The following is a 25,065-nucleotide window of genomic DNA, read 5'->3' as shown; positions in this document are numbered from 1 at the left end:
CCTCGGGCATAACCGTTGCTTTCACCGGAGAATACCTTTATTTAAATACTACAGTTTTGTTCTGATGGACGAGAATCCGGTCCTCGATATGCCATTTCACCGCACGAGCCAGAACAACACGTTCAATGGTACGCCCAATCCGTTTCAGCTCAATAACATCATCACTGTGGCTTACCCGCTGCACATCCTGTTCAATAATCGGTCCACCATCTAGTTCTTCAGTAACATAGTGAGCGGTTGCCCCGATAATTTTCACCCCACGTTGGTACGCTTGGGCGTATGGATTGCCGCCAATAAAGGCAGGCAGGAAAGAGTGGTGAATATTAATAATCTGATGGCGATAATGCTCAATAAAGGACGGCGAGATAATCTGCATATACCGTGCCAATATAATCACATCGATATCGTCTCCGATGACCTCTAACTGGCGTTTTTCTGCTTCAGCCTTAGTATCCGCTGTGACTGGAATATAATGAAATGGAATGCCAAACGACTCGACATAAGATTTCATATCCAAATGGTTACTAACGACGAGGGCAATATCGGCATCGAGATCGCCCGCTTGCCACTGCCAGAGCAGTTCAACAAGACAATGGTCTTCTTTAGAGACGAATATGGCAAGTTTCTTCTTATGACGAACATTAAAGATCTTCCAGTCCATCTTAAAACGCTCCGCCACTCCGCCAAATTGAGAGCGAATCTCTTCCAGACGATCGCCTAATTCAGGTAGGTCAAACTCGACTCTCATAAAGAACATTCCACCATCTGGATCCATCGTATACTGATCCGACTGCACAATATTTGCGCCATGCTGATACAGAAAGTGTGATACAGCCGCCACAATTCCCGGTCCGTCAGGGCAGGAAATAAGCATACGTGCCCGGTTGGAATAATGCTCGACACCCGACGAATTGTTTCTTTTTACGTGTAATTCCATGACCCTCTTCCCATCCTCTCATCTACATACGCAATCTGAAGTATAGCTTAAGCGTTCACGAGCACTTAATTGCCTGCTAACCAAGCAATTAAACGATGATTAATAGCTTCCTCGCTTAGTTGCGGGAACAGCTGGGCAGCGACAACTTCATCGTATAAACGCTCCAGTGGTTCACGTGGATCAGCTTTTTTAGCTTTGGCATCGTTCTTCAGCAGCTCCCAGACATTAAGTACATATTGACGGGAATCAATCTCCTGCTTGGCAAAAAATTCACGTAATGTTTCAACATCCTGCACGAATTCCGGTCCAAAGCGTTCAGCTACGTTACCACGCAGCAAAGCGATCTCCACCTCATACATCGGACGTTGTGTCTTAGCATCTTTACCAATCCATGGGGTCTCCAGAATGAAAGGCAGACCTTCCAGCTTTTCATGGTGTACGATTTTGTTAATCGTATCAAACCCAATCCAACCCGAGCCAATTGGCGTGTGACGGTCTTTGCGAGCGCCACATGGATTTTTACTGTCATTAATGTGGATTACACCAAGACGATTCAACCCGATAGTCTCATCAAATTTGTTGAGAACACCGTCCAAATCATTAACGATATCATAACCAGCATCATGAATGTGGCAAGTATCAAGACAGACCGATAGACGTTCGTTATGTTCGACCTTAGCAATGATAGAAGCGATTTCTTCAAAACTGCGGCCGATCTCTGTTCCTTTGCCAGCCATAGTTTCTAGAGCGATATGCACTTCCGTTTCATTCGTGCCTCCAAGCACCTCATTCAGGCCATCTGCAATCCGCTGAATACCATATTCAGCATCTTTATCAGTGAACGCACCAGGATGTAATACAATATGCTTGACCTCAAGTGCATGGGTACGGCGTATTTCCTCTTGCAGGAAATCAACAGCCAGTTGGTACGTATTCTCTTTATAGGAAGCGAGATTAATAATGTAAGGTGCATGGACAACAATCTCCTCTACACCATTCTCTTTCATAACTTGCTTCCCTTCGTTGGGATACATGGCATCAATCGGCTTGCGGCGCGTATTCTGCGGCGCTCCTGTATATATCATAAACGAGCTGGAACCATACTCATTTGCTTCATTTGCTGCGGTCAAAAGACCCTTGTCCGAGCAAGACACATGTGAACCTATTTTCAGCATACTTCTTCCCTCTTTCCTTCACGAATTAACCCCTATTCTACCGTGATCGGAAAAATAAATCTAGACGAGGCCAATATGCCGGGTTCTGCTTCGCAAAACTTTGGAAATAAGCTATACTTTAATATGAGAATAATTCGTGTGAGAATCCTCATTGCCAAAAGGTGGTGTATGCATGTTTATCCAATCAGGACTTGGTTTATTATCCACACCGAGCAATTGGTTTATGAACTCTATCGCTTTCTGGACATTTATGCTGCTTGGTTCCATGTGTATCGGCGGTTTTTTTATGTTCCGCAAATTCCTAAAGGTCCTGCCCAAAGCTGATGGAAAGTCAAAGCTAGACTGGCAAAATTACTGGGTGGAACGTAGCCGCCCGCTCTGGAGTGACGAAACAAAAGCCTTTTTGGACCAGCTTGTTCAACCTGTACCTGGGCCATTTCGTGATATTGCGAAGCATTCTATTGCTGCCGAGATCGGAAAGATCGCCGTCGAGAGCAATGCAAAAGAAGTTACTCGCGATCACTGCATTAAAGGTTACATAGTTGCCACACCGCGGCGCGATAACCGTTTTCTTATCAATTTTCTCGAGAAGAATAAAATCGATTACTCTGCTTACCAGCATTTGTTTAAGTAATTTTTAATGAATTGTACGATTTAGAACGGAGGCCCTCCTTTGAAATATGTGATATGTGGCGGCACCGGTTTTATAGGTAGCGAACTAGCAAAATACTGGCTGCAAGCAGGTAATGAAGTTGCTATTGTAGGTCGGAATTTACCAAAAGACGCAACAACAATTCATCCTAAACTGAGTTACCACACCTGGGACAGTCTAAGTTCTAATCCCGATCCAGTGGAAAATGCAGCTGCCCTAATTAATCTCGCCGGAGCTTCCCTTAGCCAGCGCTGGAGTCCAAGTGGCAAAAAAGCGATTATGCAGTCCCGACTTGCAACCGTTTCCGCAGCAGCTAAGTTAGTAGATCAAATGAAGCAAAAGCCTTCCGTAATCATTCAGGCTTCCGCCGTAGCGATTTACGGTACCTCTTTAGAGGATACTTTTAGTGAATCCTCACCAGCCCAGGTCATGGATTTCCCTTCAGAAGTAGTTAAGACATGGGAAGAGGCTTCAGATGAAACCTACCATGATATCCGCGTGGTCAAGCTGCGTACCGGAGTTGTGCTCGGCAATGAGAGCGGAGCATTCCCCAAAATGAAGCTGCCTTATTTATTAGGTTTTGGCGGCAACATTGGCTCTGGAAAGCAGTGGCTCTCTTGGATCCATCTGACGGATATTGTGCGTCTAATTGATTTCTGTACGCAAAATCCAACGATTAACGGACCTGTTAATGCGACTGCTCCACATCCGGTAACGAACGAAGAGTTCGGCAGAACGATTGGCAAAGTCTACAAACGGCCGCACTGGTTCCCTTTGCCAGCCTTCCTGTTAAAAACAGCAGTCGGGGAATTATCCGAAATCTTACTCAAAGGTCAGCGCGTCCTGCCCGCAGCGGCATTAAATCATGGCTTTGACTTTACCTTCCCTACACTTCAAGTCTCTTTAGAAAATTTGAAAAAACAAAAATTGTAGAGCCACATTCATCGTTGGAACTCACCTTCATGCTGTATGAAATGTGTAGCTTCCTTTTATAATTTTAAATGTGGTTCCCTCTGTAAGTGGATACTCTTTATACGGAACCATGGCTTCACCTTGAAAAAGCGTTCCATTTCTGGAGTCAAGATCCTTCAGAATATATCCGCTGGTGCTTCTAGATATTTCAGCGTGTACTCTAGAGGCTCCTTCTGATCTTTCCACATATTGAGCCACCTCTGCCGATCGGCCGATAATGAAGCTAGTTCGATTTAACTCGATCATTTCCACCTCTTCACCCTCCTCACCGCTTCTTTGGAGATAAGGAATACTCCGATCCAGCTTTTCGATTTGTCGTCCTTGCTTAGGCGGTTTCTCCTGTGATAATAAAGTTGTTGGTGCTATGGCTTCTGGTGCTTTAATAGAACAATGTTCCTCTGTTAGTGATTCATGACGGGTTACCGGAACGTTAGCTGCTGAATCTGAGAATTGCGGAGTTACCTTTGGGATTGTTGCTGGAGGACGTGTAGAAGCCACAGGGTTCCTGCCAAAATTCCACTCCAATTCTTTCCGACTCGGATTACAGTTAGTATCTTCAGAATCCTCACTCAGACAATCCTCATCTTCTTTACCAACCTTTAGCCTTCCGCTCCAAACCATCCAGCTTAAAACAGCCAATACAATCGTCACAACTCCACAGACGGCAAGCCATAACGGCTTTGGTCTATCCAAATATAGAAACTTCCACAGGAGTGCATCGCCTAATAGACACCCTAGCACTATATAGGTTCTTGAGCTTGAGGCTTGCGGATTCGTTACCTGTTCATCCTCCAAGCTTAGAGACAGGCTCTCCTCCTCTTTTATCTTAAGATTAGGATAGCTGCTGATCCAAGGAGTAGCAGTCGGCTGCTCCAATCCCTTATCTTCGCGATGCTCATATATTTTTCTTAATGGTGGAGCTGCTGCCTCTTTCACTAGATATTCTTTTACGCCTTCATGAAGCTGTCTTTCAGGTGTAACGGGCTCTCTTTCTGTCAGCAACTCTGATAAAAGAATCTTTAAGCCAGCTGGAGTAAATCCCTCTTCACTGCAATATTGCAATAGTCTTTGCACACCACTGCCAGTAAGCTCTGTGATAGATGCCATTAACACCATGATTAGTGACTTGAGTGACTCTCCAAGCTTTGAACCAGACTTATTCTCCTGAATGGGTATGTAGGTCAGGTATACTTTACCGCTCTGTAACGACCCTTCAATAAAAATGTAATCTGCATGCAAAGCATACTGTTCCGCCCGCAGCATATATAACCTGCCATCTTCCATGCCTTGGGCAATTTGCAGCAATAACCCGAAAAATGAGCTCATACTTAGCTTCTCTCCTTTGAGTAGATGACTAAGCATTTTTTTGCGTAAAACAGCGTATTCCATAGTAACCTTCATATCTATTTCTCTAAGTAATAGCCTCAAATGATGAGGAATGTCGGTGTTCATCAGCATGCGCGCCTGAATCAAATTAAGCTTCTCCGCAGGTATTCCTTCGGGTTCACCAAGGATCATATATATACCATCCTGTTGTATAAAATCACGAGTTAATCCGAACAACAAAACATCACCTCCCGAACTAAAAGTATAGATAAGCGCATATGGAACCAGGGATAACAGCCAGCATGAAAGGGAATTTCAACAGTTCACTATCGTTATTTTTTAATAGAAACGGGCTCTTCCATAAAATAAATCCAGAAATTCTGCTGATGATCTTACGCGAACGACTGACCGCCTCCCGTCTCTTTAAAACAATTAACCAGCCTATTAAGGCACCAAATAGTACGGAGTACATGACGACTTGCAGCGTAAACAACATCCCTGTCCACGCTCCGATTCCAGCAAAAAGCTTAACATCCCCCGCGCCAACCGCCCCTAATAAATGCATGATCAGAAGGACTGTAAATCCTACAGCAGCTCCCCCGAAAGCCCTCAGCAGTCCATGCCAGCTATTGATCACCCCTTGTGCAAGCAGACCGGTGAGCAAGCCTGACAAGGTGATCCAGTTTGGTATTCTCATCGACTTCAAATCTGTAATCAGTGCCGCTGCTAAAAACGGTAGACATCCCCAAAATGTCCACTCTGCCATTTATTACACTCCTTTTTCCACCCTTTCACTTCACTACTGTGAACATAACCTCAACAGATCTACCATCATCCAGTTGTATAACAAACGGCCACGAGCCCGGTGTGGTATTTACACCAATTTTCCATTCCCACTCGATATATCCATCTGCATCCGCTTGTTTCCAGCCTAAATATTTAGCAGTACTGCCCCCGCTCTTATAAAAGACTGACAAGCTGGCAGAAGCATTCGGCGGTATTCTGGCACGAACCTTGCCTTGCTTATTCGCTACAGCCGGGTTCGGCTTTTCTAAGATTTCAATAAATTCATCTGGTTGGCCAGTACCGTTCCCCTCCTTGGCTATGCCTTCTCCCGTATCCCCGATCCAGAGGCGCTCAACAGCACTTGCTTCTAAAACAATACTTTGGTTTAGAAAGGGGACCTTCATCGGCAGCTTATAACTAACCACTAGCCCAAGGTAGGGACGAGTACCCTCTTTTAGCTCCGGCACCATAACATTAGATACATGAATTCGCTCATAATCCAGTAAATCTGATGTCAGGTATGGTTTCAATAAAGGTTTGATCGCAAGATCAAGTACACTTTCACTAGTCTCTGCCTGAAGCTTCTGCAACGGTCCCTCACCACTTTCTAAAGCCGACATAACCCACTCATTTAACGGCTTGGGTAAAGACTCAGCATAACTATCGCCCCAATCAGTAAGTGACAAGCGAGGAATAGTCCAATTCAGGCCAGCAGAATGATCACTGTCATCCCCTCCTGAATCATCACTTACTTCGCTGGATGTTCCCCATTTCTGCACCGCCAAAGCCGCAGGATACATATGAGTTGAGATAGACTTTACAGTGTCTGATGCTGTACTTTGCAAAGCTGTCGAATACAAGGTCATCTGTACGATAGAAATCAGGAACAGGACGAATAGCAGGAAGAACGGAAGAACCATCGACGCTTCTACTACCATGCTACCTTCTTCCTTGTCCTCCCCTCTGATTCCATACCCATACCCATCCCCCATCTCCTTACCAACCTCCCGCTAATAAGAATAATCAGCTTTTACTGCCCTCAGATACTTATTCCCTTGTACCTCTCCCGGAAAACCAGCAGTGTAATTCAACATTTTAACTACACCTGGCAGAAACCATAACTGCATTTGGAGCTTAATGTCCGATGATACATAGGTGTTTCTTTCCGCTGGATTTATTCCTGTGTTCAGTTGAATTAGAGCCAGCATCCGCGATAGCTGCACTTCCCCGCCTCCATGCATTATCATGAACAGTCGCAGATGATCACGGTAAGTCAGCTGCGCCGGCATATATTTGGATAAAGGAATCGCATCCTTCTCACAAAGCTGCAACATATCCTGAATGGCATGCTGGATTCCATACAACAGTGCCGCCGCTAGAACAGCCAGTGGATTTCCCAAGGTTGCCTTCTCTATAAATCCTTCCATTGTGCGAATGGACAACCTCATCGCGAATATTTCGGCATAGGCTGCGGCCACATTCCCTGCGGGATTATGAAATCCGTATAAAATGTATTCCAGCTCCTGAGCGCGAGGATCAAGCTGATCTGTGAGCTCACTAGTGCCTTTCAGAGAATTCAGTGCCAGACTAGCTAACTTTGAAACATCAAAATGCTGAAAATAAAGCGCGGAATACTCTGTTTGAAAAAGCCTGTCTCTAGCGCCCCCCATAATGCCACTCATTGCTGCATAAATCCCGTCAATATCCTTCATCGCCGAGCTTCCAGCAGCATAGGGATCTGAGGATACTTCAGATTTATCAGAGGATTGAGACTCCAATCCGTTGTTAAATGAAACATTGTCCTCATACAATTGATGAAGGATTTGATAACGTTCCATCGAAGCTGCCGCTCCGCTACCTAGCATTCTAATTTTGTCCAGCAGTGCTCTAACCTCGCCCAGCTTGGATTTGGCTTCCCACTCTACTTGCTTACGTGCTTTATCCGAGCTGCGATGCTCTTCAAGAAAAGCCAAATCACTAGCGATAACACTTCCCTTCTTACCGTATTTTTTATAATAGTTGTCCACTACATGCGAAGCCCCTAGAACAGAGGAAATCATTTGGTAGGAATCGCCGTTGACTCCCAAAGCTTCATGCAACACTCCTGATAATCCTGTTACCGTCGGTTCAATGGACTCGTACGCACTTTGCTGCATAAATAAACCATTCTCCATACTACTAATGTCAGCCGAAGAGAGGATCAAGGCATCTTCCTGTTCATGCAGCTTTTTAAGTGGCTCAGCGCTTATTTCCCCCGAGTTTCCCGGAATATCCCAGTCCTTAGCAGGATCGTCTGCCAGATTTACGCCACTTATTCGGGAAGCTGCCAAAACATCTCTCATCTCGTCATTCAATTGCTGCGCTTTGTTTAACGCATCCTTCGCTTCCTCCATTGATTGTCCATGTTCTTCATGAAAGGTTGTTAATAAGGATGGGAGCCGCGACAACATCTCTGAAGTTCGGCTCTGATAAAGTGCCAACTGATAAGTGTACTTTGCAGGCTTTTTACTATCACGATATAGATCTTCGTAATATTTCCCAAGATAGTCACTATACTGTGCTGGTATATCCGCGGCTGCTTGCATGCTTCCGAGCGAATGGGCCGAGATAGAATCTCCGGGCGGATTCATAATCCATAGCAGTACTCTTCTTCCACTCTCCGCCGCTTGGCTTCTCCGCTCTAACATTAGATCCAAATTCTCTTCACGTTCATCATATAAAGGTTGCAGCTTACTAAGTAATTCAGTAGCTCTTGAGGCCTCTGCCATTACGCCCGACAGCGGCTTGAATTTACCTGCCAGCTCCAAGGCGAAATCAACCGGAGCCTTATATTTCATCTCTTCCAGTATTTGATGACGAAAAACATCATAACTTCCCAGCGGCCGGCTCCATTCCAAAGAGGAGGATTCCAGTGCAAAGGGTAAGAGATTGAACGTATCCCCCCGCCCACTTTTATGCAAATTTTCATTGAGCACTTTGGACAGCAGCATATCACCATCACTATCACCGAATGCAAATAAACCGTATCTCTCACGCAATTCAACATGATATGAAGACATAACAGAGCGGATACTGGCTCTCGCCAATCGTTCCTCCTGAACGTTGAGCGCAGCGATTCGCGCATAATCAATCAGCACAGCAGTAAATAGAAAGACGAAAGCCAGCACCATGATTAGAAAAATTGTAACTGAGCCTTCTGTTTTGCCCTTAGCAGGACAACCCGTAATTATACTTTTCATTAAAACCCCCTCCCTTGAACAGAGATTTTACTTATCCTGAAGCTTGGTCAGCATAGCAGAAGCATCCTTCTTATCCATGTAAACTGCAGATCCACTACCCTCAGAGCCCCCTTTAAATTTAGCTCCAAAATAACGCATCAGGTCGACCGTACGAATAAACTCAACAGGCTCGACAATGATAGACTGGGCTTCAACAGTTGGGTTAGCCTCATCCCATAGAACGCTATCAAGCACAGGCAAGCTCAGTAGACGATTTAACTCGGCCTTTACTCTCCGTCCTGTAAGGCTGTGAGCATAACGCATAGTTCCTGGCATATTGTCCGGAATCATAGTAGACGAATGGCCCAGTTTAAGCACTGGCAAATCACTCTTCCCTGATACTTCACCGGGCAACTCTATTGTCACGCCAGCACTGCCAGCTTCTCCACCAAATAATGAGGCTAACAAGGCATCATCCCCAATTCTCCAATAAAGGGAGTCATACTCACCAGCCATGTAAGAACCAGAGACCTCCTTGTGACTGTTGTCCCAGTTGTAAGCCGCCCGCTCAGTAGCTCCTGAGGCCACTTGCAACAGCATGGACTTCTGATAGCTATACAAGCAAAAAAACAAAAGAAGCATCGTAATAAACATGACGATCGGCAACAGAAGTGACGCTTCAATAGTAAAACTGCCTTGATCACCCTTAAACTTGTTCAATCGAATACTTCCTGACTCTTTTCACCCGCCGTTTTAATTAAGGCTTCTACTACCTCTTGAATTTTGTCCTTAAACAAAAGAACAACTGCAATCAAGACAGCAATAATCAAAATCATCTCCAAAGTTCCTAAACCTTCCTCGTCTTCCCAAAAGCTCTTCATACTGTCCAACATTGTTGATACCATCAGCTTCAGCCTCCTACATTTTTAACATCAAAAATGCTGGCGTTCCCACCAGTACAATTACTATTAAAAAGATAACTACCATCGGAAAAACTAATTTAGAGGATGCTTGCTCTCCGCGCGTCCGGCTAAGTGCCTTTCGTTTATCCCACAACATCCGCGACAGATCACGTAGGGATAGCACAAAATCCGCTCCACCTCTGCGATAATTCAGCAAAACTGTCGTTGTGAATACCGATACCTCCTGTACAGCGCATCTCTTACTGAAATTTTCAAACGCCTGCTGGAAAGAATATCCGCCCTCCCATTCACTAGTCATAGTCATTAGCTCCTTATACAGAGGATGATTCGTATCCCCCCGGTGGCTTTCCACACAGCGAATAATAGCTCGTTGCACGGTCTCTCCTGCGCCAACCAACAACACAATACTGTTCAGCAGCTCTGGCAATTCGAGCATAATATTCTGCTCCCTAACTCTCACCTTTTTGTGCAGATCACTAACCATAGCGGTTGGTAGAGCAATTGCCAAAAACACACCCAATATCATACCTGCCTGTTCGCCACTAAATGCTGTAGTCAAGCTTCCACCTACAAGCAACAGCCAGCTGTAACTTAGCATCTCACCCATGAACAGCAGGGTCCGCTCTGCGCTATAACGCATCCCATAACTGCGCTGTAGAGAACGCTGAATTCTGAATAACAGTGAGGGAAACCGACTGGCGATACCACTCTTATCAATAAGCAGTAATAACGGTTCGCCTAACTTCCGAAGCCGTAATCCTTCCATAGGAAGACTGCGTAACGCGACATATCTGTTGCCGCATTGAATTCGCAGTAGAACCCAGACTATCAGCAAAATAACAGTAACCACCGCACATAGCCAGCGCATGATTTCACCCCCTTCACAGTGGAATGTCCATTATTTTAGTAGTCCAGAGATAACATAGGAATAAAGCAACAAGCGCTAATGTCGATATGGCTATACCCGCTCCTGTATACATAGGCTCCATATATTCTCCAGCCGTCAAACTCATAAACATCACCATGATCAGCGGAGCTATAAGCAGTGCCTTAGCCTCAAATTTCTTCTGAGCAATACTTACAGCAATATCCTGCTGAATATCCAGCTTCTCACCGATAATCGTTGATGTACGGCGCACCACTTCTACAAGATCACCACCAGTACGCTTACAGACCGAGAACACATCCGCGAATCGCTCGATGTCCTCCATTCCCGCTCTTTCACTAAAGTTCCGCAGCGCTTCTTCCACAGGCTGTCCATATTCCATGCGTGCACAGATAATGTTTAACTCGGAGATCATATCACTGCTTCCCTCCGGGTCGAGCATACGTAAATCCTGAACCGCCTCTCGGAATGCATTCTCCACCGAACGCCCAGCTGAAAGGGAGGAAGACAGCGAAAATAACGTCTGCTTAAATTGTAAATTCAGTGCATTTCGACGTCTTTTCAGTAGATAGTTACGCAGCATATGCGGGGCATAAGCTCCGCCAGGCATAAGCAGCAACGACAGCAGCCAATGATGATAAAAAAGATATCCAATTCCATACATCAGCAGTCCACCTGCAGTAAGGGTCAGAATCCTCTGCAGCAAGGTCAATTCGTATACCTTATAATCTGGTAATAACGAAGGACCGTCAGGATCCGCTTCTACAGGCTTTGCAGCAACAAATTTAAACTTAAGCATGACCTCCCCCCCTTCTGGAATTTTGAATCTCTATTGAGCCAATGGATAGGAGTTTACACCAGCCATCCTAAGCTTCGTTGTATGCAACAATGGGTTACCACAGGGAAGCAGCCCCCCTTGCACCCTTCCCTCTCGTTCACCAGCTTCTTGAAATTCATATAAGGGATTCAAGATCACTTCCCCGTCTTTCAACCCCGCAACCTCACTGATCTCCATCACCCGCCTGGAACGATCACGGAGACGTGATAAGTGTACGAAGATATCAATTGCCGATGAAATTTGCTGGCGAACAACAGCTACCGGAAGCTCCGCAGCACTTAGCACCATCGTCTCCAGTCGACTGACCATATCGTGTGCGCTGTTACTATGGCCGGAAGACAAGCTTCCATCGTGCCCGGTGTTCATAGCCTGCAGCATATCGAGACATTCCGCTCCCCGTACCTCCCCCACAACAATCCGGTTAGGGCGCATTCGCAGAGAAGAACGAATCAAATCTCGGATGGAAATCTCCCCTCTACCTTCCGTGTTAGCATTCCTGGTCTCCAGTGAAACAAGGTTCGGCACGGTTACAATCTGCAGTTCAGCGGAATCCTCTATCGTAATGACCCTCTCCTGTGGGGGGATATACTGAGATAATGCATTAAGAAAAGTAGTCTTTCCAGAGCCTGTCCCGCCACTAATAAAAATATTGTATTTAGCAGCCACTAAAATTTGCAGCAGCTCTGCAGCTTCCAAGCTTAAGGCTTCACGACGGACTAAATCCTGCATCGTCATCGGTGTTTCAGGAAATTTCCGAATGGTCATCGCCGGGCCTTTCAGAGCTACCGGCGGAAGCACGATATTTACACGCGATCCGTCTTTTAGCCGAGCGTCAACGATAGGAGAAGAATCATTTACAACCCGGTTCACACCGGATACAACCGTTTGGATAATATCCTCCAACCTGCTGCTGGACTCAAATTCCAAATGGAGACGACGAATCTGCCCCTCCTCTTCTACAAAAATCTCAGTATGGCTGTTAATCATAATCTCAGTGATCGCCGGATTATCCACTAAGGGCTGGAGTACATCCAATCCTCGAAAAGAATCGAACAATCTCTTCACGAGCTCATGTTTCTCCTGTGCTGTTAAATAACGCAGATTTTCGCTGTCCAAAATTGTCCTTTCAATATATTGGGTGAGTTCACGATTTCCAACTGCAGAAGTAACATCTAATCCTGCCCGGATGTCACTGCGAAGTGCCTTAAACATTTCCTCATTCATGTAAACCCTTACCAGTGAATACTTGTGGAAGCGACGGTTCTATAATCTGCTTGCACAGCTGTAAGATCTCCTTTTGGAATTGTGGTGAGTTCAGAAAAAGCTCCTCACGGTGCTGCAGCGTCCAAGATGGGATATACGGAAGTACACCTTCAACGGTAATTCCTTCCGGAGGTGCCCACACCTCTAAACCCTCTGCGGCAAAATTCACGGCAAATCTACTTTTGTCCATCACTTGGCTGGGCATACCAGAATTAGGAGCATTGCAATGGGATAGCCATCTCATGGTCTTATGAATGCTTACCTCGTCATTTCTAACTACCCACAATAGAATTCCGCATTTATGTAACACAGCTTTGGCACGTTCTTCTTCAATACTGCCGGTATCTATTATAACTACGTCAAAATTTCTTTCCGCAACCAACAGCGCCAACAAATCTAGCGTATCCTGCGTAGTCATCTGCAGCATTTCTTTTACATTAATAATTGGCCTAAAAGCAGCACTTCGAAGGTGATCATACCTAATCACGTATTGCCCCAAATCAATCGTATCGGCTCCGCCCTTATCCCGGCTGGCTTTGATTTCATAAAGGAGCCGCTCTAGTCCAGGCGTATTTCCTGCAGGGGGTCGTAAAAATAATCCACTGCTGTCCACACTTTCAAGATTCAAATAAAAGACCGAAAGCCCCAATTCACCTAGCTGCTTAGCCATATTCATAGCTACTGTAGTTTTGCCCGTGTTCCCGCTTGAGGAGACGATACCGAGCAGCAGCGTTTCATCTAATACAGAGGAACCTCTAGCTCGTTTCACTTCACATAGTTGAATAAATGCTCCCAGCAGAGAAGGCAGTGCCTGATATTTCGCAATCATGATGCCTCCAGCCAGGCTTTTAGAACCCCTGCTAAGATAAGCTCCCTCCTCACTCAAAACTGCCCAAGGCACCTTAGTTCTTCCCTCCACAAGCCAAGCCTCGATAAAAGTAACGTCACCTACAACAGCATCCGGCATATCCTCTCCCCTCATAAAATCGATAAAAGCATCCAGCCGACTAAAAGCCGTGATTCGCAGCATTTCTCCATACTCACTATGATGAAGATAGTGTAGCAATGGTTCGATATATTGGCTTTCACGCACTGCGAGTACAATCCTTGCCGCCATAAAACCTCTCTCCTTTCGCAAGAAATTCATAAATATTGTCAAAAAAAAGACAGCAAAAAAGCACCGACAATAACCGTGGATACGGTACATTGAACGGTGCTTCCGTTACTATCCCTTTAATTTACAGCTATAGTAGCATATATATAAGAAGGCAGCAATAAGTTTTTTCGCACATCAAGTGGTTTTTAGACTCTCATCGTATCTTCACGCCAATTCTTGATGGCAGACCGGATATCGGCAGGACTAAGCTTTTCCTTCACCGCCCGCTGACATAGTGCCGGAAACTCTTCATCTCCTGCATACCGAAGCGCAATAATCTGAGCTAATTCAAGCTCTGGATTTAATACATCACCTGTCAATCGGAAATACCGGAACTGCTCCTCTACCCTCACTACTCGATCCTGATTTTTTGTGGCATAAATTCGAATTCGAGTAATTGCAAATAATAGGCATAGAGATAAACCGAATAATAGCAAGGGCGCTGTTAGAGCACCATCATCTCGTAACACCTGAACGACATAAATTCCCGACCATACAAATATAATCAGCGCTAGCGGCATAGTTACAAAATGATAAGGCCAATCAAAACGCATAAAACCTTTAGGCTTCCCCTTGTTCATCATTCATCTCCATATTTATATGACTTATATATTGCTTAAAGCTTAGTCTCTCCGGGAATAGCTACGACAAAAGGTTCATTATTCCCCCAGTACAGAGACTGTCCTGAAACTTTAGTAGTTCCATCCGCATTAACCATTCCATAAATAATCTGACTTCCCCAAACACTCGTATAAAAAGAGGCATAGGATGGAGCTAGAATAGGTGCTTTACCATATTCCTTCGCAACTGGGTAACCGAATATCGCGGTAAAATCTTTATTTGTAGCCTCTTTGGACATATCCAGATCAGCTTCCCAAACTACTTTTACAATATTATCCTTGATCTCATAATACTTTACGAAATGTCCATACAATATAAAATAACCATCAGATCTGCCTTCAGGAAAATAATACGTCATAGACAATACTTCATTATCACCCGTCAATTTGGAGGGTTCTCTTTCTTCAACCGGGAATTGCAGAGCAGCTATGCGGGAAACAACTAAGTCATTACTATTATAATTCTGCACAAGTTTAGCATTGGCCCGTTCCTGAACCCAGACTGTATTCGAAGCAGCATCTACTGTTACTCTCGCTCCAAGAGCCTCCGCAATAAACCGCAGGGGTACCGCTACTCTTCCATCCACTATTTTGGCCGATACATCCAGTTGTACAGCCTCCGAGTTCTTCCAAGCCGTCCGTGAGCCAACCGTAAGCTTAATCTTCATAGAATCTCTAGCAATCGTAGCTTGCTTGGTATTGGCATCCCATTGAATAGAAGTATTCTTGAATCTTTCAAAAGCCTTCAGCGGAACCAGCGTCTTCCCCGACACAATTTGCACACCAACATCCACACTTGAATTGTTCACCATAATGCGAAGCTTGGGGGCAGCTGAGGCCGTACCGATCATACTTAAAGATAACAACATGACTATACAAAGCAGAAGCCCTTTCCGTCTCACTATTCGTTCACCCCTAGTGATAATATGAAAAAACTGTACCCATTTATAGTTTCATTATAACATTCTCCCAGATTATGGTTTACAAAAATCTCCGTTTGATCTCTGGGGTAGGGAGCATACACTGCTCATCACGTCCGAACCAACGATAGCGGTTCTTAGCTACATACCGATAAAGGGCATTGCGCAATGGGCGTGGTACTAAGATGAACACGTATGTAACAGGCCAAGGAAATCTCAATTTACGGGCAATTCTTAGCACAGCGGCCGACTCTGTATAATACACTCCGTTCTCTAGTAAAATCACCGTGTTTAATTGTCCAGGCTGAAGTCCGGACTCTTTCATTAGCTTTGCCGCAATCTCATTCTGTAAAGGTGCGAATAGAAATTTAGCGTCGGGGTCACGTGGGATAATGAAACGAACTACCCCCTGGCAAAGATGACACACTCCGTCTATCAACACGATAGACTTATCTTTCATAAGGTTCAGTTCCTCGTTCATGGCTCCCCCTCTGTCTTAAAGGCGTAAATTTCTGCTTTTTTGGGTAAACAAAAACGCGGGATAACCTCCCGCGCCATCAAGTGCCGTTCTTTAATTATTCTGCGATTGCTTTCTCAATCCATTGATCCCCGATCATTTGCCCTTCGAAATCAGCAGTGAATGCCTCCATGCATTTGCAGATGAAATCTTTGCGGCAAATTGGACATGGAGTTTTAAGCAGGCGGCTGATGTTCGTCATTTTCCATTCCGGAAACCGATGATAAAACGCGCGGCACTCCGTTCCATCAGCAAGCTTGATAATGAACTCGTACAATCCTTCCTTATCGTTGCTGCTGGCTTTGGTCACATTCGTAATATTCGGTCTGTAAGACATCTTCATCACCCATTATTTAAATTTTTGGTTGTAAATTGCACACGCAGGCACATTCTCAGATACTTAGACATATTAAAGAATTTTAAGGGTGATGTCAACCAAAGACGCCTAACACGGCAGCTATTTATTACTCTTTTATGATTTACGTCTCTATTTAGCCATTATTTCCATAAAATATATACAGATACATTTAATCGACAATCTTTAATTCAACCTCTATATTACCTCTGGTTGCTTTGGAGTAAGGACAGAATTCGTGAGCCTTCTTCGCCAGTTCCTCTGCTTTGTCGTGTTCAATCCCTGGCAGCTTCACATCCATTCTCACAGCAAGTCTAAAGCCTCCATCGCTGTCATCCTTCCCAATGGACACATTACAAGTGACCTCCACGTCATGGAGTTTCACGCCCTCTTTACGGGCGATATTCGCTAGTGCACTCTCGTAACACGCTCCATAACCAGCCGAGAATAGTTGCTCTGGATTGGTACCGGAACCTCCCGGCCCTCCAAGCCCTTTAGGCATGCTTAAATTATGCTTTAACACGCCATCCGAGGATTCAATGGAGCCTTCACGACCGCCATGGACTGTTGTAGTTGCTGTGTATAATGCTTTCATGAGTCATCTTCTCCTTCAACAAGCTGTATTGGTCATGCTCATACTTTATACTTTAAACAACAGGTATGATTTGAAACGATGATGAGGAATGATTCATAATACTTTCTTATTTGGCTCCAGATCATAAATAGTGTACAATTAAATTGTTAAAAACTTAAATTAGCTATGGAGGTGTCATCCATGAGTATTTATGATTTTGAGGTCAACACTCTTAAGGGTGAAGAGGAATCATTGTCAAAGTACAAGGGTAAAGTACTCCTGGTTGTGAATACTGCCAGCAAATGTGGATTTACTCCCCAGTATAAAGGTCTTCAGGAAGTGTACGAGAAATTCAAGGACCGCGGGTTCGAAGTTTTAGGATTTCCAAGCAATCAATTTGCTGGACAAGAGCCTGGCGAAAGTGATGAAATTGCGGAATACTGCGAGATTAATTATGGGGTAACCTTCCCTATGTTCGAGAAGATTGACGTAAAAGGCGATGAAGCACATCCATTATTCAAATACTTATCCAAAGAAGCCCCTGGTGTCTTAGGCTCAAAAAGCGTGAAATGGAACTTTACGAAGTTTCTGGTTGACCAAGATGGCCGTGTTCTAAAACGGTTTGCTCCTAAAACCACTCCACAGCAGATCGAATCCGATATCTCCAAGCTTTTGAAATAATTCATTAGAAAAAGGATACTCACCACATCAGGAATATTTTATAATATTGTTGAAATATTTTTGCTGGGAGGGACAATCGGTGACTGTTCAACTGCTTGATATACCCGAACTAAATGTTATTGGCTGGGCAAATGTAAACTCATCCGGGGAGCCATACGCGAATCTTTGGGAATATGTTTTTGGCGAGCTGGATATTGATGCAAAATTTGATGCTATACCCACAAAAGTTCAAAGCAGCGGTTGTTATCTCGGTCTATTTCAGAACCGTACATCCGTGCCTAAACTGTGGGAGCATACCGCATGGGATATTGATTTTTTCCTTTGCGTTGAAGTCGAGCAGTTAGATTGTATCCCTGAAGGCCTTGTTCATAAGAAACTTCCTGCGTCTACCTATGCTATATTTACTGCAAACGGATTCCCTCAGTTGGCTTTTCAACATACCTGGAATTATATACATAATGAATGGCTGCCGGATTCCGGTTATAAGTTCAACCCTGATGGAGTCTTTTACATCCAATACACGGAAAAGTCCGGTCCGGATGATGAAGGATTCGAAGCCAATCTATGCGTGCCGCTTGTAAAGAAGTAAGTTGTGTGATTGAGGATTGAACAAAAAAGAAGCCTTGCATCGCAAGGCCTCTTTCTTCATTCTGTATGCGGTAGAGAGGACTCGAACCTCCACGGGTATACACCCACTACCCCCTCAAGATAGCGTGTCTGCCATTCCACCACTACCGCGCGGTGTGTAAAACATAGAACATAAATTTGTTTGAGGTCAACATTCATTATTATAAATGTACTTTTCTCAAAAGTAAAGATGCAGATTTTAAGATTCTTCGTCGACCATTTTCTGTTTACGATATTCAGCAAAAGCTATATATTCCTTGATAAAATTCTTTTCTGCTGGAAGTAATTCATCTACTCGGCTTTCCGATAGCTGAACATCACTCAAATCATAGTCTACGCCGCTCTCTCGTACAGTATCCGGTGTATCTTTGCCGAGAATGAGCCAGTCCAGACTAACATGAAAAAAATCACCGATCTCAATCAGCTTATGTGTTCCTGGAGTAGTCTTCCCCCGCTTCCAATCTCCCATATTACCTGTGCTGATATTTAACTGCTCACAGAATGATTTTTTGGTCAAACCTTTCTGCTTAATCAGGTATTCTATACGTTCGTATATGGTCTGCATCGGTGAATCGCCCTCCATCTAAAAATAAATTACTTATTTACGTAATTACCTATTGCAAAATAACGTAAAAAAGTATATAATTAGTATTGTTATGTATTATCCGATTATATCATATGGCTGGAGTGACGATAAGAGGCGACTCAGGTGACAAGTATCTGTAGAATACCGTCTGGCCCCCTTTGTTAACTTATCATCCTGAATGATCTCTAGGAGGGAGCGGTGACTTTTGTCAAAATGCTTATCATCTTCCATTATCCATTCACTTGAAGCTTTACCGCACAATGCGGTGGTAATCAACAGTCATGGGATTATCCAGTTCACCAACAGCAGGTGGAAGGCCTTTAGTCATGAATATGGTCTTTCTACTAATAAGAAATGGATTGGCGCGTATTACTCAGAGCTCATGCAAGATGTGATTGTCGATCCCGATCAATGGGCCAAGCTTTATGAATCAGTGAAATATATACTCCGCAGAGAGCATCAGGTTTATACTTCCGAATTCTCCATACAAACCGCTAATAAAGGGAAACGAATCTTCCGTTTGGAGATCTACCCATTTCTCTCAGATCCGCACCCAGAAGCCACTTTTATAATTTCACTATATGATGTGGGCCCCTATAAAGAAGAACCTCTTCATCCGGAGATCATAAACCTCCGTTCAACCTTACCATCATCTTTTGAGCTAATCCCAATCTGCGCTTCCTGTAAATGTATTCGTAATCCTAAGGATGAATGGATCACCATTGAACATTTCTTAAAGCATCAGCTTTCTTTGCAATTCACTCATGATATCTGCCCAGACTGCATAAGACAGCTCTATCCCCAGTATGCTGGGGCTTTTAAGAGATGACCTGACGTCACTGAATTTCACTTCTAATCTTATAAAAAAAAGTAAGAAATCCTCTGCGAACAAAGGGTTTCTTACTTTTTATTTGTATGCGGTAGAGAGGACTCGAACCTCCACGGGTATACACCCACTACCCCCTCAAGATAGCGTGTCTGCCATTCCACCACTACCGCATAATATGACCCGTATGGGATTCGAACCCATGTTACCTCCGTGAAAGGGAGGTGTCTTAACCCCTTGACCAACGGGCCATGCTTTACAAGTTATTTCTTGTCACAACAAAAATGAGTATATCAAACCATAAGAATTTTGACAAGCCTTTTTTTAAAAAAAGTTTAAACTAAAAGAAACGCGCACCAATAAAGGTACGCGCCTCTAATCACAACGCTTATGGATTTACTTTTGCCTCAAAGGTTTGTACCCCATCTACAAACTTTAGCACCACAGCTGCTTTTACCGGGTCATGCGTTTCATTCATTGTGATTTTACCCGTGGCCAGTTGTAAATCCTTTGTCCCCGCCAGTGCATCCTTCAGCTTCTCAGGTTCTGTGGAATCCGCACGTGTAATCGCGTCTGCCACTAGTTTCACAGCATCATATCCAAGCGCAGCCATCCCATCTGGAACAAGATCACCGTTAGCAGCCTTGAAGGCATCTACGAACGATTTTACTTCTGGCGAGCTATCTTCAGGTGAATAGTGATTGGACATAAACGTATTGTTTAGGGCATCCGCTCCGGCAATCTCAGCCAGCTGAGGTGAATCCCAGCCATCCCCGCCCATAAACGGAACGGTAATCCCCATTTCGCGAGCTTGCTTTACGATTTTGCCGACCTCCTCATAATAGCCCGGAAGATAAATAACATCGGGATTAGCTTCTTTAATACGTGTTAATACAGCTTTAAAATCAGAATCTTTTTGTTGATAGGATTCTTCGCTTAAGATAGAGCCTCCGTTCTTAGTAAACGTTGCTTTAAAGAAGGTCTGCAGCCCTTTGGAATAATCGCTTGAAGCATCCGTATAAATAACAGCCGTCTTCGCTTTAAGTGTATCCTTAGCAAAGTTAGCCATTACTTCACCTTGGAAAGGATCAATAAAAGAGGCCCGGAATACCCATTCGTTCAAATCTCCAGTACGTTCATCAACTGTTACTTTGGGATTGGTGGCTGAGGAGCTAACCAGCGGGATGCCTTTTTCTTGAGCAACGGGAACAATCCCGAGTGTATTCGTAGATGTAGTTGCACCTATAATAGCTACAACTTTATTGGTAGTAATCAGCTTTTGCGCTGCGCGTGTCGCCTCTTCCGACTTGGAAGCATTATCCGCTTCAATCAGCTCAAGTTTTTTGCCGAGTATTCCACCTGCGTCATTAATTTCTTTTACCGCCAGCTTTGCCCCTTTGAGTGCAGAATCACCGAAGGAAGCCTGGCCGCCTGTAAGCTCAAGGTCTGCTCCAATCTTGATGGTCCCTCCACCAGCATTCCCACCTTCAGCAGTAGTGTTGTCTGTCTTGTTCCCACAGCCTGCCAGCAATCCACCAGCCAGTAACGCAGTCAGCAATATGGCCCCGATTTTCTTCATCCTCTTCCAGCCTCCCAAAATAAATATTTTATAGGTTCTTTCTGTGATGCTGTTGTGAACTAGCCGATGAATTAATGTCCCAGATAAGCCATTCTGATCTCTTCCGAATCTGCCAATTCCTTGGCATCTCCCTCAAGCACCACTCTGCCCGTCTCAAGAACGTAAGCCCGATGAGCAATTTTTAGCGCCTGATGGGCATTTTGTTCTACAAGAAGTACTGTTGTTCCAGAGGCATTTACTTCCTGGATGATCCGAAAAATATCCTGAACGAGCAATGGAGCAAGCCCCATCGAGGGTTCATCTAATAATAAAAGCTTGGGATGCCCCATCATCGCGCGCCCCATAGCAAGCATCTGCTGCTCCCCGCCGGATAATGTGCCGGCAAGCTGTTTTTTTCTTTCTAAAAGACGCGGGAAGGTGGAGTAAACCTTGGCAAAATCAGCAGCTAAGCTGCCTGAATCCTGTAAAAAAGCTCCTAGCTCCAGATTTTCTTCCACAAACATATTAGCAAATACACGCCTGCCTTCCGGACAATGAATAAGCCCCTGTTTTACGATGGACTGAACACTCTGATTCGTAATAGATTTATCCATGAAATCTATACTGCCTGTTTTGGGTTTCAGCAGTCCCGAAAGCGTCTTAAGCAACGTGGACTTGCCTGCTCCATTTGCGCCGATTAGAGTTACAATCTCGCCTTCTTTTACATTCATACTTAAATCCTTCAAGGCATGAATAGCCCCATAATATACATTGATCCCCTGTACGCTAAGCATGGTCCACTACGCCTCCTGTCCCAAATAGGCTTCTATCACTTTGGGATGATTCCGTATTTCAACGGGCGTACCTTCAGCAATCAACATTCCGCGGTCCAGCACATAAATCCGGTCACACACCCCCATAACCAGGGACATATCGTGCTCGATAAGCAGGATCGTCAACTCAAACTCTTCACGGATCCAGGCAATAAGATTCATTAGATCCCGAGTTTCATTCGGGTTCATCCCTGCGGCTGGTTCATCCAATAGCAAAAGCTTAGGTCCTGCTGCAAGCGCGCGAGCAATTTCCAAACGCCTTTGATTTCCATAGCTAAGATTCCCGGCACATTCAGCACATTGATCGGCAAGATTAAATATTTTGAGAATATCCATAGCCTTTTGCGTAATTTCGTTTTCTTCTACAAAATGCTTAGGCAGACGGAGCATGGAAGTGAACATTGAATGTCTGGCATGCTGGTGAAATGCGATCTTAACGTTATCCAGCACCGTCATAGAAGTAAATAGACGGATATTCTGAAATGTCCGCGCTGCCCCTTTTCGGTTAATCCGATAAGGCTTCATCCCGCCTACTGCCTGATTGCTGAGGATAATATCGCCACTGGAAGGCGGGTATACACCTGTCAGCAAGTTAAAAAGGGTTGTTTTTCCCGCGCCATTAGGTCCGATGAGCCCAATCAACTCGCCTTTATTAATATGGAGAGATACCTCGTTAAGCGCCTTAAGCCCGCCAAATGCACGACTTGCTTGTTGAACATCAAGAAGCACTTCCACTGTTGATGCTGTCACTTGGCTTGACCTCCTTTTTAGACCATTTCAAGAAAGAAAAACCCGTGCTGCCAAGCAGCCCTTTAGGCCGAAAAATCATCATCAGAATTAGAATCGCCGAGTAAATAATCATCCGCAGCTCCGGATATTCCTGAAGCACCGTGAAGAGCACCGTCAGTACAATCGCACCCACGATGGCCCCGCTTGTACTTCCTAGCCCACCTAACACTACCATGACTAGAATTTCGAATGATTTCAGAAAATTAAAGCTGCCAGGATTGATGACGTAGAACTTATGAGCAGAGAGACCACCCGCTATTCCCGCAAATAATGCTCCAAGTGAAAAAGCAATGACTTTGTACAAAGTTGTATTAATCCCCATCGCTTCAGCAGCAATTTCATTCTCCCGAATCGCTATACAAGCCCGGCCGTGAGTGGAACGTATAAAGTTATTGATCACAACAATCGTGACCAGTGTGAACAGAAACATAATCGTCCAAGTCGTTTGATTGGGGATGCCGCTAAGACCTGAAGCTCCGCCCACATATTCTGTATTGAGCAGGACAATCCGGATAATCTCACCAAATCCCAGCGTAGCAATCGCCAGATAGTCTCCATTCAGCCGCAAGGTCGGAATCCCGATAAGTACACCGAAAAATGCAGCAACCAGTCCAGAGATCACTAGCGCCAGCACGAATGGCATCTCAAAGTTTAAAGTTAAAATGGAAGAAACATAAGCACCAATAGACATAAATCCAGCATGCCCGATTGAGAATTGCCCCGTTATCCCATTAATCAGATTCAAAGACACCGCCAGCATGACATTTATACAAATTAGAATTAGCGTAGACTCCATGACATCATCAAATATTCCCGTTGTTAGAAGAACTTGAATGACGATATATAGCATGACAGAAAATACAATGCCTATCCAAAATGACTTGTTTATCTTCTTCATAGGCATCTCCCTACACTTTCTCGCGGACATTTTTACCAAATAGCCCGGATGGTTTAAAGATAAGGATTAGGATGAGTACAGCAAATGCCACACCATCACGCCATGAAGAGTATCCCAGAGAAGAAACCTCTGTCTCAACTGTGCCCAGCAGAAGTCCCCCTACCAGAGCACCAGGAATACTGCCAATGCCACCTAGAACGGCAGCCACAAAAGCTTTAAGACCCGGAAGCACCCCCATCATCGGATCCACTGAATTATAAGTCATTCCGAAAATAACGCCTGCTGCTGCCGCAAGTGCAGATCCTATAGCGAAGGTGGCTGAAATGGTCCGATCTACATTAATCCCCATCAACCGTGCTGCTTCCATATCAAAAGAAACGGCCCGCATCGCTTTACCAATCTTTGTTCGGTGCACAATATACTGAAGGATGATCATCAAAATAACCGTCGTCCCCAAGATCATGATTTGATTGGAGTCCACCTGAATCGAGGAACCAAACAAGTTGTATTGCTGCTTATTAAGAATCTCCGGAAATCCTTTAGCCTGAGGACCAAGCACAAACACACCGCTGTATTCCAGCAAAAAAGAAACGCCAATTGCAGTAATCAACACAGCGATTCGTGAAGCTTTTCGTAGAGGTTTGTATGCTAGCCGTTCGATTGACATCCCCAGCAACGCACTGATTGTCATAGAAATCACCAATGAGATAAGTAAGACCAGTATCGGAGGAAGCCCTGCTGAAGCCAAGTACCTGGCACTGAACAATCCAATAAACGACCCAACCATAAACACATCTCCATGGGCGAAATTGATCAATTTAATAATCCCGTAAACCATGGTGTACCCTAGTGCGATCAGAGCATAGATGCTCCCTACAGAAATCCCGTTAATTAACTGTTGAATGAAATACTCCATCGCCGTCCCCCAATCCCCATATTTATTTTTAAAAACACCTTTCTTTAACTTACATTCATTTTCATCGTTTTATGTCACTTATATTAACACAGTACTATACATGCGTCAGTAAAATTTGTGGTTTTTACTATAATATTCAATATTTAATGTTATATTACATAACATTTTGAGTTAAACCTTTGGGATGTATAAAGATAGAAAGTGGGTAAAGAGAAGAAAACAGGAGAATTATG

At 44.4% G+C, this 25,065-nt stretch carries 28 protein-coding genes and 3 tRNA genes; 5 read left to right on the top strand and 26 right to left on the bottom strand.

Annotated elements, in window-relative coordinates:
- Positions 1–37 precede the first annotated feature (37 nt).
- Positions 38–937, bottom strand: coding sequence for a formyltetrahydrofolate deformylase (gene purU / locus MHH46_RS05990; RefSeq protein WP_076128195.1), 900 nt, complete (start codon positions 935–937; stop codon positions 38–40).
- A 65-nt stretch (positions 938–1,002) separates the two neighbouring features.
- Positions 1,003–2,112 carry a deoxyribonuclease IV gene (locus tag MHH46_RS05985; protein ID WP_036681702.1) on the bottom strand — a complete coding sequence of 370 codons (1,110 nt, stop codon included), beginning with the start codon at positions 2,110–2,112 and terminating at the stop codon, positions 1,003–1,005.
- A 172-nt stretch (positions 2,113–2,284) separates the two neighbouring features.
- Between MHH46_RS05985 and MHH46_RS05980 the strand changes: the two genes are divergently transcribed.
- Positions 2,285–2,746, top strand: coding sequence for a DUF2621 domain-containing protein (locus tag MHH46_RS05980; protein ID WP_076128197.1), 462 nt, complete (start codon positions 2,285–2,287; stop codon positions 2,744–2,746).
- Positions 2,747–2,794: 48 nt separating this feature from the next.
- A complete protein-coding gene (locus MHH46_RS05975) occupies positions 2,795–3,697 on the top strand; it encodes a TIGR01777 family oxidoreductase (RefSeq protein ID WP_305953557.1) in 903 nt (300 codons plus the stop codon).
- A 27-nt stretch (positions 3,698–3,724) separates the two neighbouring features.
- On the opposite strand, the gene MHH46_RS05970 is transcribed toward MHH46_RS05975, so the two are convergent.
- The 15 genes from MHH46_RS05970 to MHH46_RS05900 form a co-directional block, all read right to left on the bottom strand.
- Positions 3,725–5,302, bottom strand: a complete 1,578-nt coding sequence (locus tag MHH46_RS05970; protein ID WP_076128201.1) for a DUF6382 domain-containing protein — start codon at positions 5,300–5,302, stop codon at positions 3,725–3,727.
- Positions 5,303–5,318: 16 nt separating this feature from the next.
- Positions 5,319–5,828 carry a prepilin peptidase gene (locus tag MHH46_RS05965; RefSeq protein WP_076128203.1) on the bottom strand — a complete coding sequence of 170 codons (510 nt, stop codon included), beginning with the start codon at positions 5,826–5,828 and terminating at the stop codon, positions 5,319–5,321.
- A 25-nt stretch (positions 5,829–5,853) separates the two neighbouring features.
- Positions 5,854–6,840 carry a pilus assembly protein gene (locus MHH46_RS05960; RefSeq protein ID WP_076128205.1) on the bottom strand — a complete coding sequence of 329 codons (987 nt, stop codon included), beginning with the start codon at positions 6,838–6,840 and terminating at the stop codon, positions 5,854–5,856.
- 18 nt (positions 6,841–6,858) lie between these two features.
- Positions 6,859–9,087 (bottom strand): hypothetical protein, encoded by a 2,229-nt coding sequence (locus tag MHH46_RS05955; RefSeq protein WP_076128207.1) that lies wholly within the window; start codon positions 9,085–9,087, stop codon positions 6,859–6,861.
- A gap of 27 nt (positions 9,088–9,114) precedes the next feature.
- Entirely contained in the window at positions 9,115–9,786 is a 672-nt protein-coding gene (locus tag MHH46_RS05950) for a TadE family protein (protein WP_076128208.1), read from the bottom strand.
- On the bottom strand, positions 9,783–9,971 hold the full coding sequence (locus tag MHH46_RS05945) for a Flp1 family type IVb pilin (protein WP_076128210.1): 189 nt from the start codon (positions 9,969–9,971) through the stop codon (positions 9,783–9,785). Before MHH46_RS05945 ends, MHH46_RS05950 begins: the two co-directional genes overlap by 4 nt.
- 13 nt (positions 9,972–9,984) lie before the next feature.
- Positions 9,985–10,860, bottom strand: a complete 876-nt coding sequence (locus tag MHH46_RS05940; RefSeq protein WP_076128212.1) for a type II secretion system F family protein — start codon at positions 10,858–10,860, stop codon at positions 9,985–9,987.
- A gap of 10 nt (positions 10,861–10,870) precedes the next feature.
- Positions 10,871–11,674, bottom strand: coding sequence for a type II secretion system F family protein (locus tag MHH46_RS05935; protein WP_076099050.1), 804 nt, complete (start codon positions 11,672–11,674; stop codon positions 10,871–10,873).
- A 30-nt stretch (positions 11,675–11,704) separates the two neighbouring features.
- Positions 11,705–12,937 (bottom strand): CpaF family protein, encoded by a 1,233-nt coding sequence (locus tag MHH46_RS05930; protein ID WP_076099051.1) that lies wholly within the window; start codon positions 12,935–12,937, stop codon positions 11,705–11,707.
- Complete coding sequence (locus MHH46_RS05925; RefSeq protein WP_076099052.1) at positions 12,930–14,093, bottom strand: hypothetical protein; 1,164 nt, start codon at positions 14,091–14,093, stop codon at positions 12,930–12,932. Before MHH46_RS05925 ends, MHH46_RS05930 begins: the two co-directional genes overlap by 8 nt.
- Positions 14,094–14,278: 185 nt before the next feature.
- Entirely contained in the window at positions 14,279–14,713 is a 435-nt protein-coding gene (locus tag MHH46_RS05920) for a DUF6526 family protein (protein WP_076128213.1), read from the bottom strand.
- A 35-nt stretch (positions 14,714–14,748) separates the two neighbouring features.
- Positions 14,749–15,654, bottom strand: a complete 906-nt coding sequence (locus tag MHH46_RS05915; protein ID WP_076128215.1) for a copper amine oxidase N-terminal domain-containing protein — start codon at positions 15,652–15,654, stop codon at positions 14,749–14,751.
- A gap of 79 nt (positions 15,655–15,733) precedes the next feature.
- Entirely contained in the window at positions 15,734–16,153 is a 420-nt protein-coding gene (locus tag MHH46_RS05910) for a thiol-disulfide oxidoreductase DCC family protein (RefSeq protein ID WP_076128217.1), read from the bottom strand.
- 94 nt (positions 16,154–16,247) lie between these two features.
- Positions 16,248–16,526, bottom strand: a complete 279-nt coding sequence (locus MHH46_RS05905; RefSeq protein ID WP_036681678.1) for a hypothetical protein — start codon at positions 16,524–16,526, stop codon at positions 16,248–16,250.
- 190 nt (positions 16,527–16,716) lie between these two features.
- Positions 16,717–17,139, bottom strand: coding sequence for an organic hydroperoxide resistance protein (locus MHH46_RS05900; RefSeq protein ID WP_076194731.1), 423 nt, complete (start codon positions 17,137–17,139; stop codon positions 16,717–16,719).
- Between the two features lie 180 nt (positions 17,140–17,319).
- Between MHH46_RS05900 and MHH46_RS05895 the strand changes: the two genes are divergently transcribed.
- Positions 17,320–17,799, top strand: a complete 480-nt coding sequence (locus tag MHH46_RS05895; RefSeq protein WP_038569095.1) for a glutathione peroxidase — start codon at positions 17,320–17,322, stop codon at positions 17,797–17,799.
- A 79-nt stretch (positions 17,800–17,878) separates the two neighbouring features.
- The gene (locus MHH46_RS05890) at positions 17,879–18,388 is read left to right on the top strand and encodes a GyrI-like domain-containing protein (protein ID WP_076194729.1); all 510 of its coding nucleotides are present in this window, start codon (positions 17,879–17,881) and stop codon (positions 18,386–18,388) included.
- A 66-nt stretch (positions 18,389–18,454) separates the two neighbouring features.
- On the opposite strand, the gene MHH46_RS05885 is transcribed toward MHH46_RS05890, so the two are convergent.
- Positions 18,455–18,537 (bottom strand) — tRNA-Leu (locus tag MHH46_RS05885).
- Positions 18,538–18,625: 88 nt separating this feature from the next.
- Positions 18,626–18,991 carry a helix-turn-helix domain-containing protein gene (locus MHH46_RS05880; RefSeq protein WP_036681672.1) on the bottom strand — a complete coding sequence of 122 codons (366 nt, stop codon included), beginning with the start codon at positions 18,989–18,991 and terminating at the stop codon, positions 18,626–18,628.
- Between the two features lie 226 nt (positions 18,992–19,217).
- On the opposite strand from MHH46_RS05880, the gene MHH46_RS05875 reads away from it, so the two are divergent.
- Positions 19,218–19,841, top strand: a complete 624-nt coding sequence (locus MHH46_RS05875; RefSeq protein WP_076128220.1) for a hypothetical protein — start codon at positions 19,218–19,220, stop codon at positions 19,839–19,841.
- A gap of 87 nt (positions 19,842–19,928) precedes the next feature.
- Here the strand turns inward: MHH46_RS05875 and MHH46_RS05870 are convergent.
- The 7 genes from MHH46_RS05870 to MHH46_RS05840 all read right to left on the bottom strand — a co-directional run bounded on the left by MHH46_RS05870 (position 19,929) and on the right by MHH46_RS05840 (position 24,754).
- A tRNA-Leu gene (locus MHH46_RS05870) sits at positions 19,929–20,011 on the bottom strand.
- Positions 20,012–20,017: 6 nt separating this feature from the next.
- Positions 20,018–20,089 (bottom strand) — tRNA-Glu (locus MHH46_RS05865).
- A gap of 137 nt (positions 20,090–20,226) precedes the next feature.
- Positions 20,227–21,417 (bottom strand): ABC transporter substrate-binding protein, encoded by a 1,191-nt coding sequence (locus tag MHH46_RS05860; protein ID WP_076099058.1) that lies wholly within the window; start codon positions 21,415–21,417, stop codon positions 20,227–20,229.
- 71 nt (positions 21,418–21,488) lie between these two features.
- Positions 21,489–22,190 (bottom strand): ABC transporter ATP-binding protein, encoded by a 702-nt coding sequence (locus MHH46_RS05855; RefSeq protein WP_076128224.1) that lies wholly within the window; start codon positions 22,188–22,190, stop codon positions 21,489–21,491.
- Between the two features lie 6 nt (positions 22,191–22,196).
- A complete protein-coding gene (locus MHH46_RS05850; RefSeq protein ID WP_076195260.1) occupies positions 22,197–22,979 on the bottom strand; it encodes an ABC transporter ATP-binding protein in 783 nt (260 codons plus the stop codon).
- Positions 22,948–23,916, bottom strand: a complete 969-nt coding sequence (locus MHH46_RS05845) for a branched-chain amino acid ABC transporter permease (RefSeq protein ID WP_076128228.1) — start codon at positions 23,914–23,916, stop codon at positions 22,948–22,950. Before MHH46_RS05845 ends, MHH46_RS05850 begins: the two co-directional genes overlap by 32 nt.
- A gap of 10 nt (positions 23,917–23,926) precedes the next feature.
- Complete coding sequence (locus tag MHH46_RS05840) at positions 23,927–24,754, bottom strand: branched-chain amino acid ABC transporter permease (protein WP_370511630.1); 828 nt, start codon at positions 24,752–24,754, stop codon at positions 23,927–23,929.
- Positions 24,755–25,065: the final 311 nt, after the last annotated feature.

This window comes from Paenibacillus sp. FSL H8-0175, from assembly GCF_045040615.1.
GTDB classification, from domain to species: domain Bacteria; phylum Bacillota; class Bacilli; order Paenibacillales; family Paenibacillaceae; genus Paenibacillus_AQ; species Paenibacillus_AQ odorifer.
This window is presented reverse-complemented; position numbering and strand designations above follow the sequence as displayed.

Excerpts from the sequence above, each read along its gene's own strand:
- purU (WP_076128195.1), bottom strand. The coding sequence starts at position 937 with ATGGAATTACACGTAAAAAGAAACAATTCGTCGGGTGTCGAGCATTAT.
- MHH46_RS05985 (WP_036681702.1), bottom strand. The coding sequence starts at position 2,112 with ATGCTGAAAATAGGTTCACATGTGTCTTGCTCGGACAAGGGTCTTTTG.
- MHH46_RS05980 (WP_076128197.1), top strand. The coding sequence starts at position 2,285 with ATGTTTATCCAATCAGGACTTGGTTTATTATCCACACCGAGCAATTGG.
- MHH46_RS05965 (WP_076128203.1), bottom strand. The coding sequence starts at position 5,828 with ATGGCAGAGTGGACATTTTGGGGATGTCTACCGTTTTTAGCAGCGGCA.
- MHH46_RS05960 (WP_076128205.1), bottom strand. The coding sequence starts at position 6,840 with ATGGGGGATGGGTATGGGTATGGAATCAGAGGGGAGGACAAGGAAGAA.
- MHH46_RS05955 (WP_076128207.1), bottom strand. The coding sequence starts at position 9,087 with ATGAAAAGTATAATTACGGGTTGTCCTGCTAAGGGCAAAACAGAAGGC.
- MHH46_RS05945 (WP_076128210.1), bottom strand. The coding sequence starts at position 9,971 with ATGGTATCAACAATGTTGGACAGTATGAAGAGCTTTTGGGAAGACGAG.
- MHH46_RS05935 (WP_076099050.1), bottom strand. The coding sequence starts at position 11,674 with ATGCTTAAGTTTAAATTTGTTGCTGCAAAGCCTGTAGAAGCGGATCCT.
- MHH46_RS05930 (WP_076099051.1), bottom strand. The coding sequence starts at position 12,937 with ATGAATGAGGAAATGTTTAAGGCACTTCGCAGTGACATCCGGGCAGGA.
- MHH46_RS05925 (WP_076099052.1), bottom strand. The coding sequence starts at position 14,093 with ATGGCGGCAAGGATTGTACTCGCAGTGCGTGAAAGCCAATATATCGAA.
- MHH46_RS05920 (WP_076128213.1), bottom strand. The coding sequence starts at position 14,713 with ATGAACAAGGGGAAGCCTAAAGGTTTTATGCGTTTTGATTGGCCTTAT.
- MHH46_RS05910 (WP_076128217.1), bottom strand. The coding sequence starts at position 16,153 with ATGAACGAGGAACTGAACCTTATGAAAGATAAGTCTATCGTGTTGATA.
- MHH46_RS05905 (WP_036681678.1), bottom strand. The coding sequence starts at position 16,526 with ATGTCTTACAGACCGAATATTACGAATGTGACCAAAGCCAGCAGCAAC.
- MHH46_RS05900 (WP_076194731.1), bottom strand. The coding sequence starts at position 17,139 with ATGAAAGCATTATACACAGCAACTACAACAGTCCATGGCGGTCGTGAA.
- MHH46_RS05895 (WP_038569095.1), top strand. The coding sequence starts at position 17,320 with ATGAGTATTTATGATTTTGAGGTCAACACTCTTAAGGGTGAAGAGGAA.
- MHH46_RS05880 (WP_036681672.1), bottom strand. The coding sequence starts at position 18,991 with ATGCAGACCATATACGAACGTATAGAATACCTGATTAAGCAGAAAGGT.
- MHH46_RS05860 (WP_076099058.1), bottom strand. The coding sequence starts at position 21,417 with ATGAAGAAAATCGGGGCCATATTGCTGACTGCGTTACTGGCTGGTGGA.
- MHH46_RS05855 (WP_076128224.1), bottom strand. The coding sequence starts at position 22,190 with ATGCTTAGCGTACAGGGGATCAATGTATATTATGGGGCTATTCATGCC.
- MHH46_RS05845 (WP_076128228.1), bottom strand. The coding sequence starts at position 23,916 with ATGAAGAAGATAAACAAGTCATTTTGGATAGGCATTGTATTTTCTGTC.
- MHH46_RS05840 (WP_370511630.1), bottom strand. The coding sequence starts at position 24,754 with ATGGTTTACGGGATTATTAAATTGATCAATTTCGCCCATGGAGATGTG.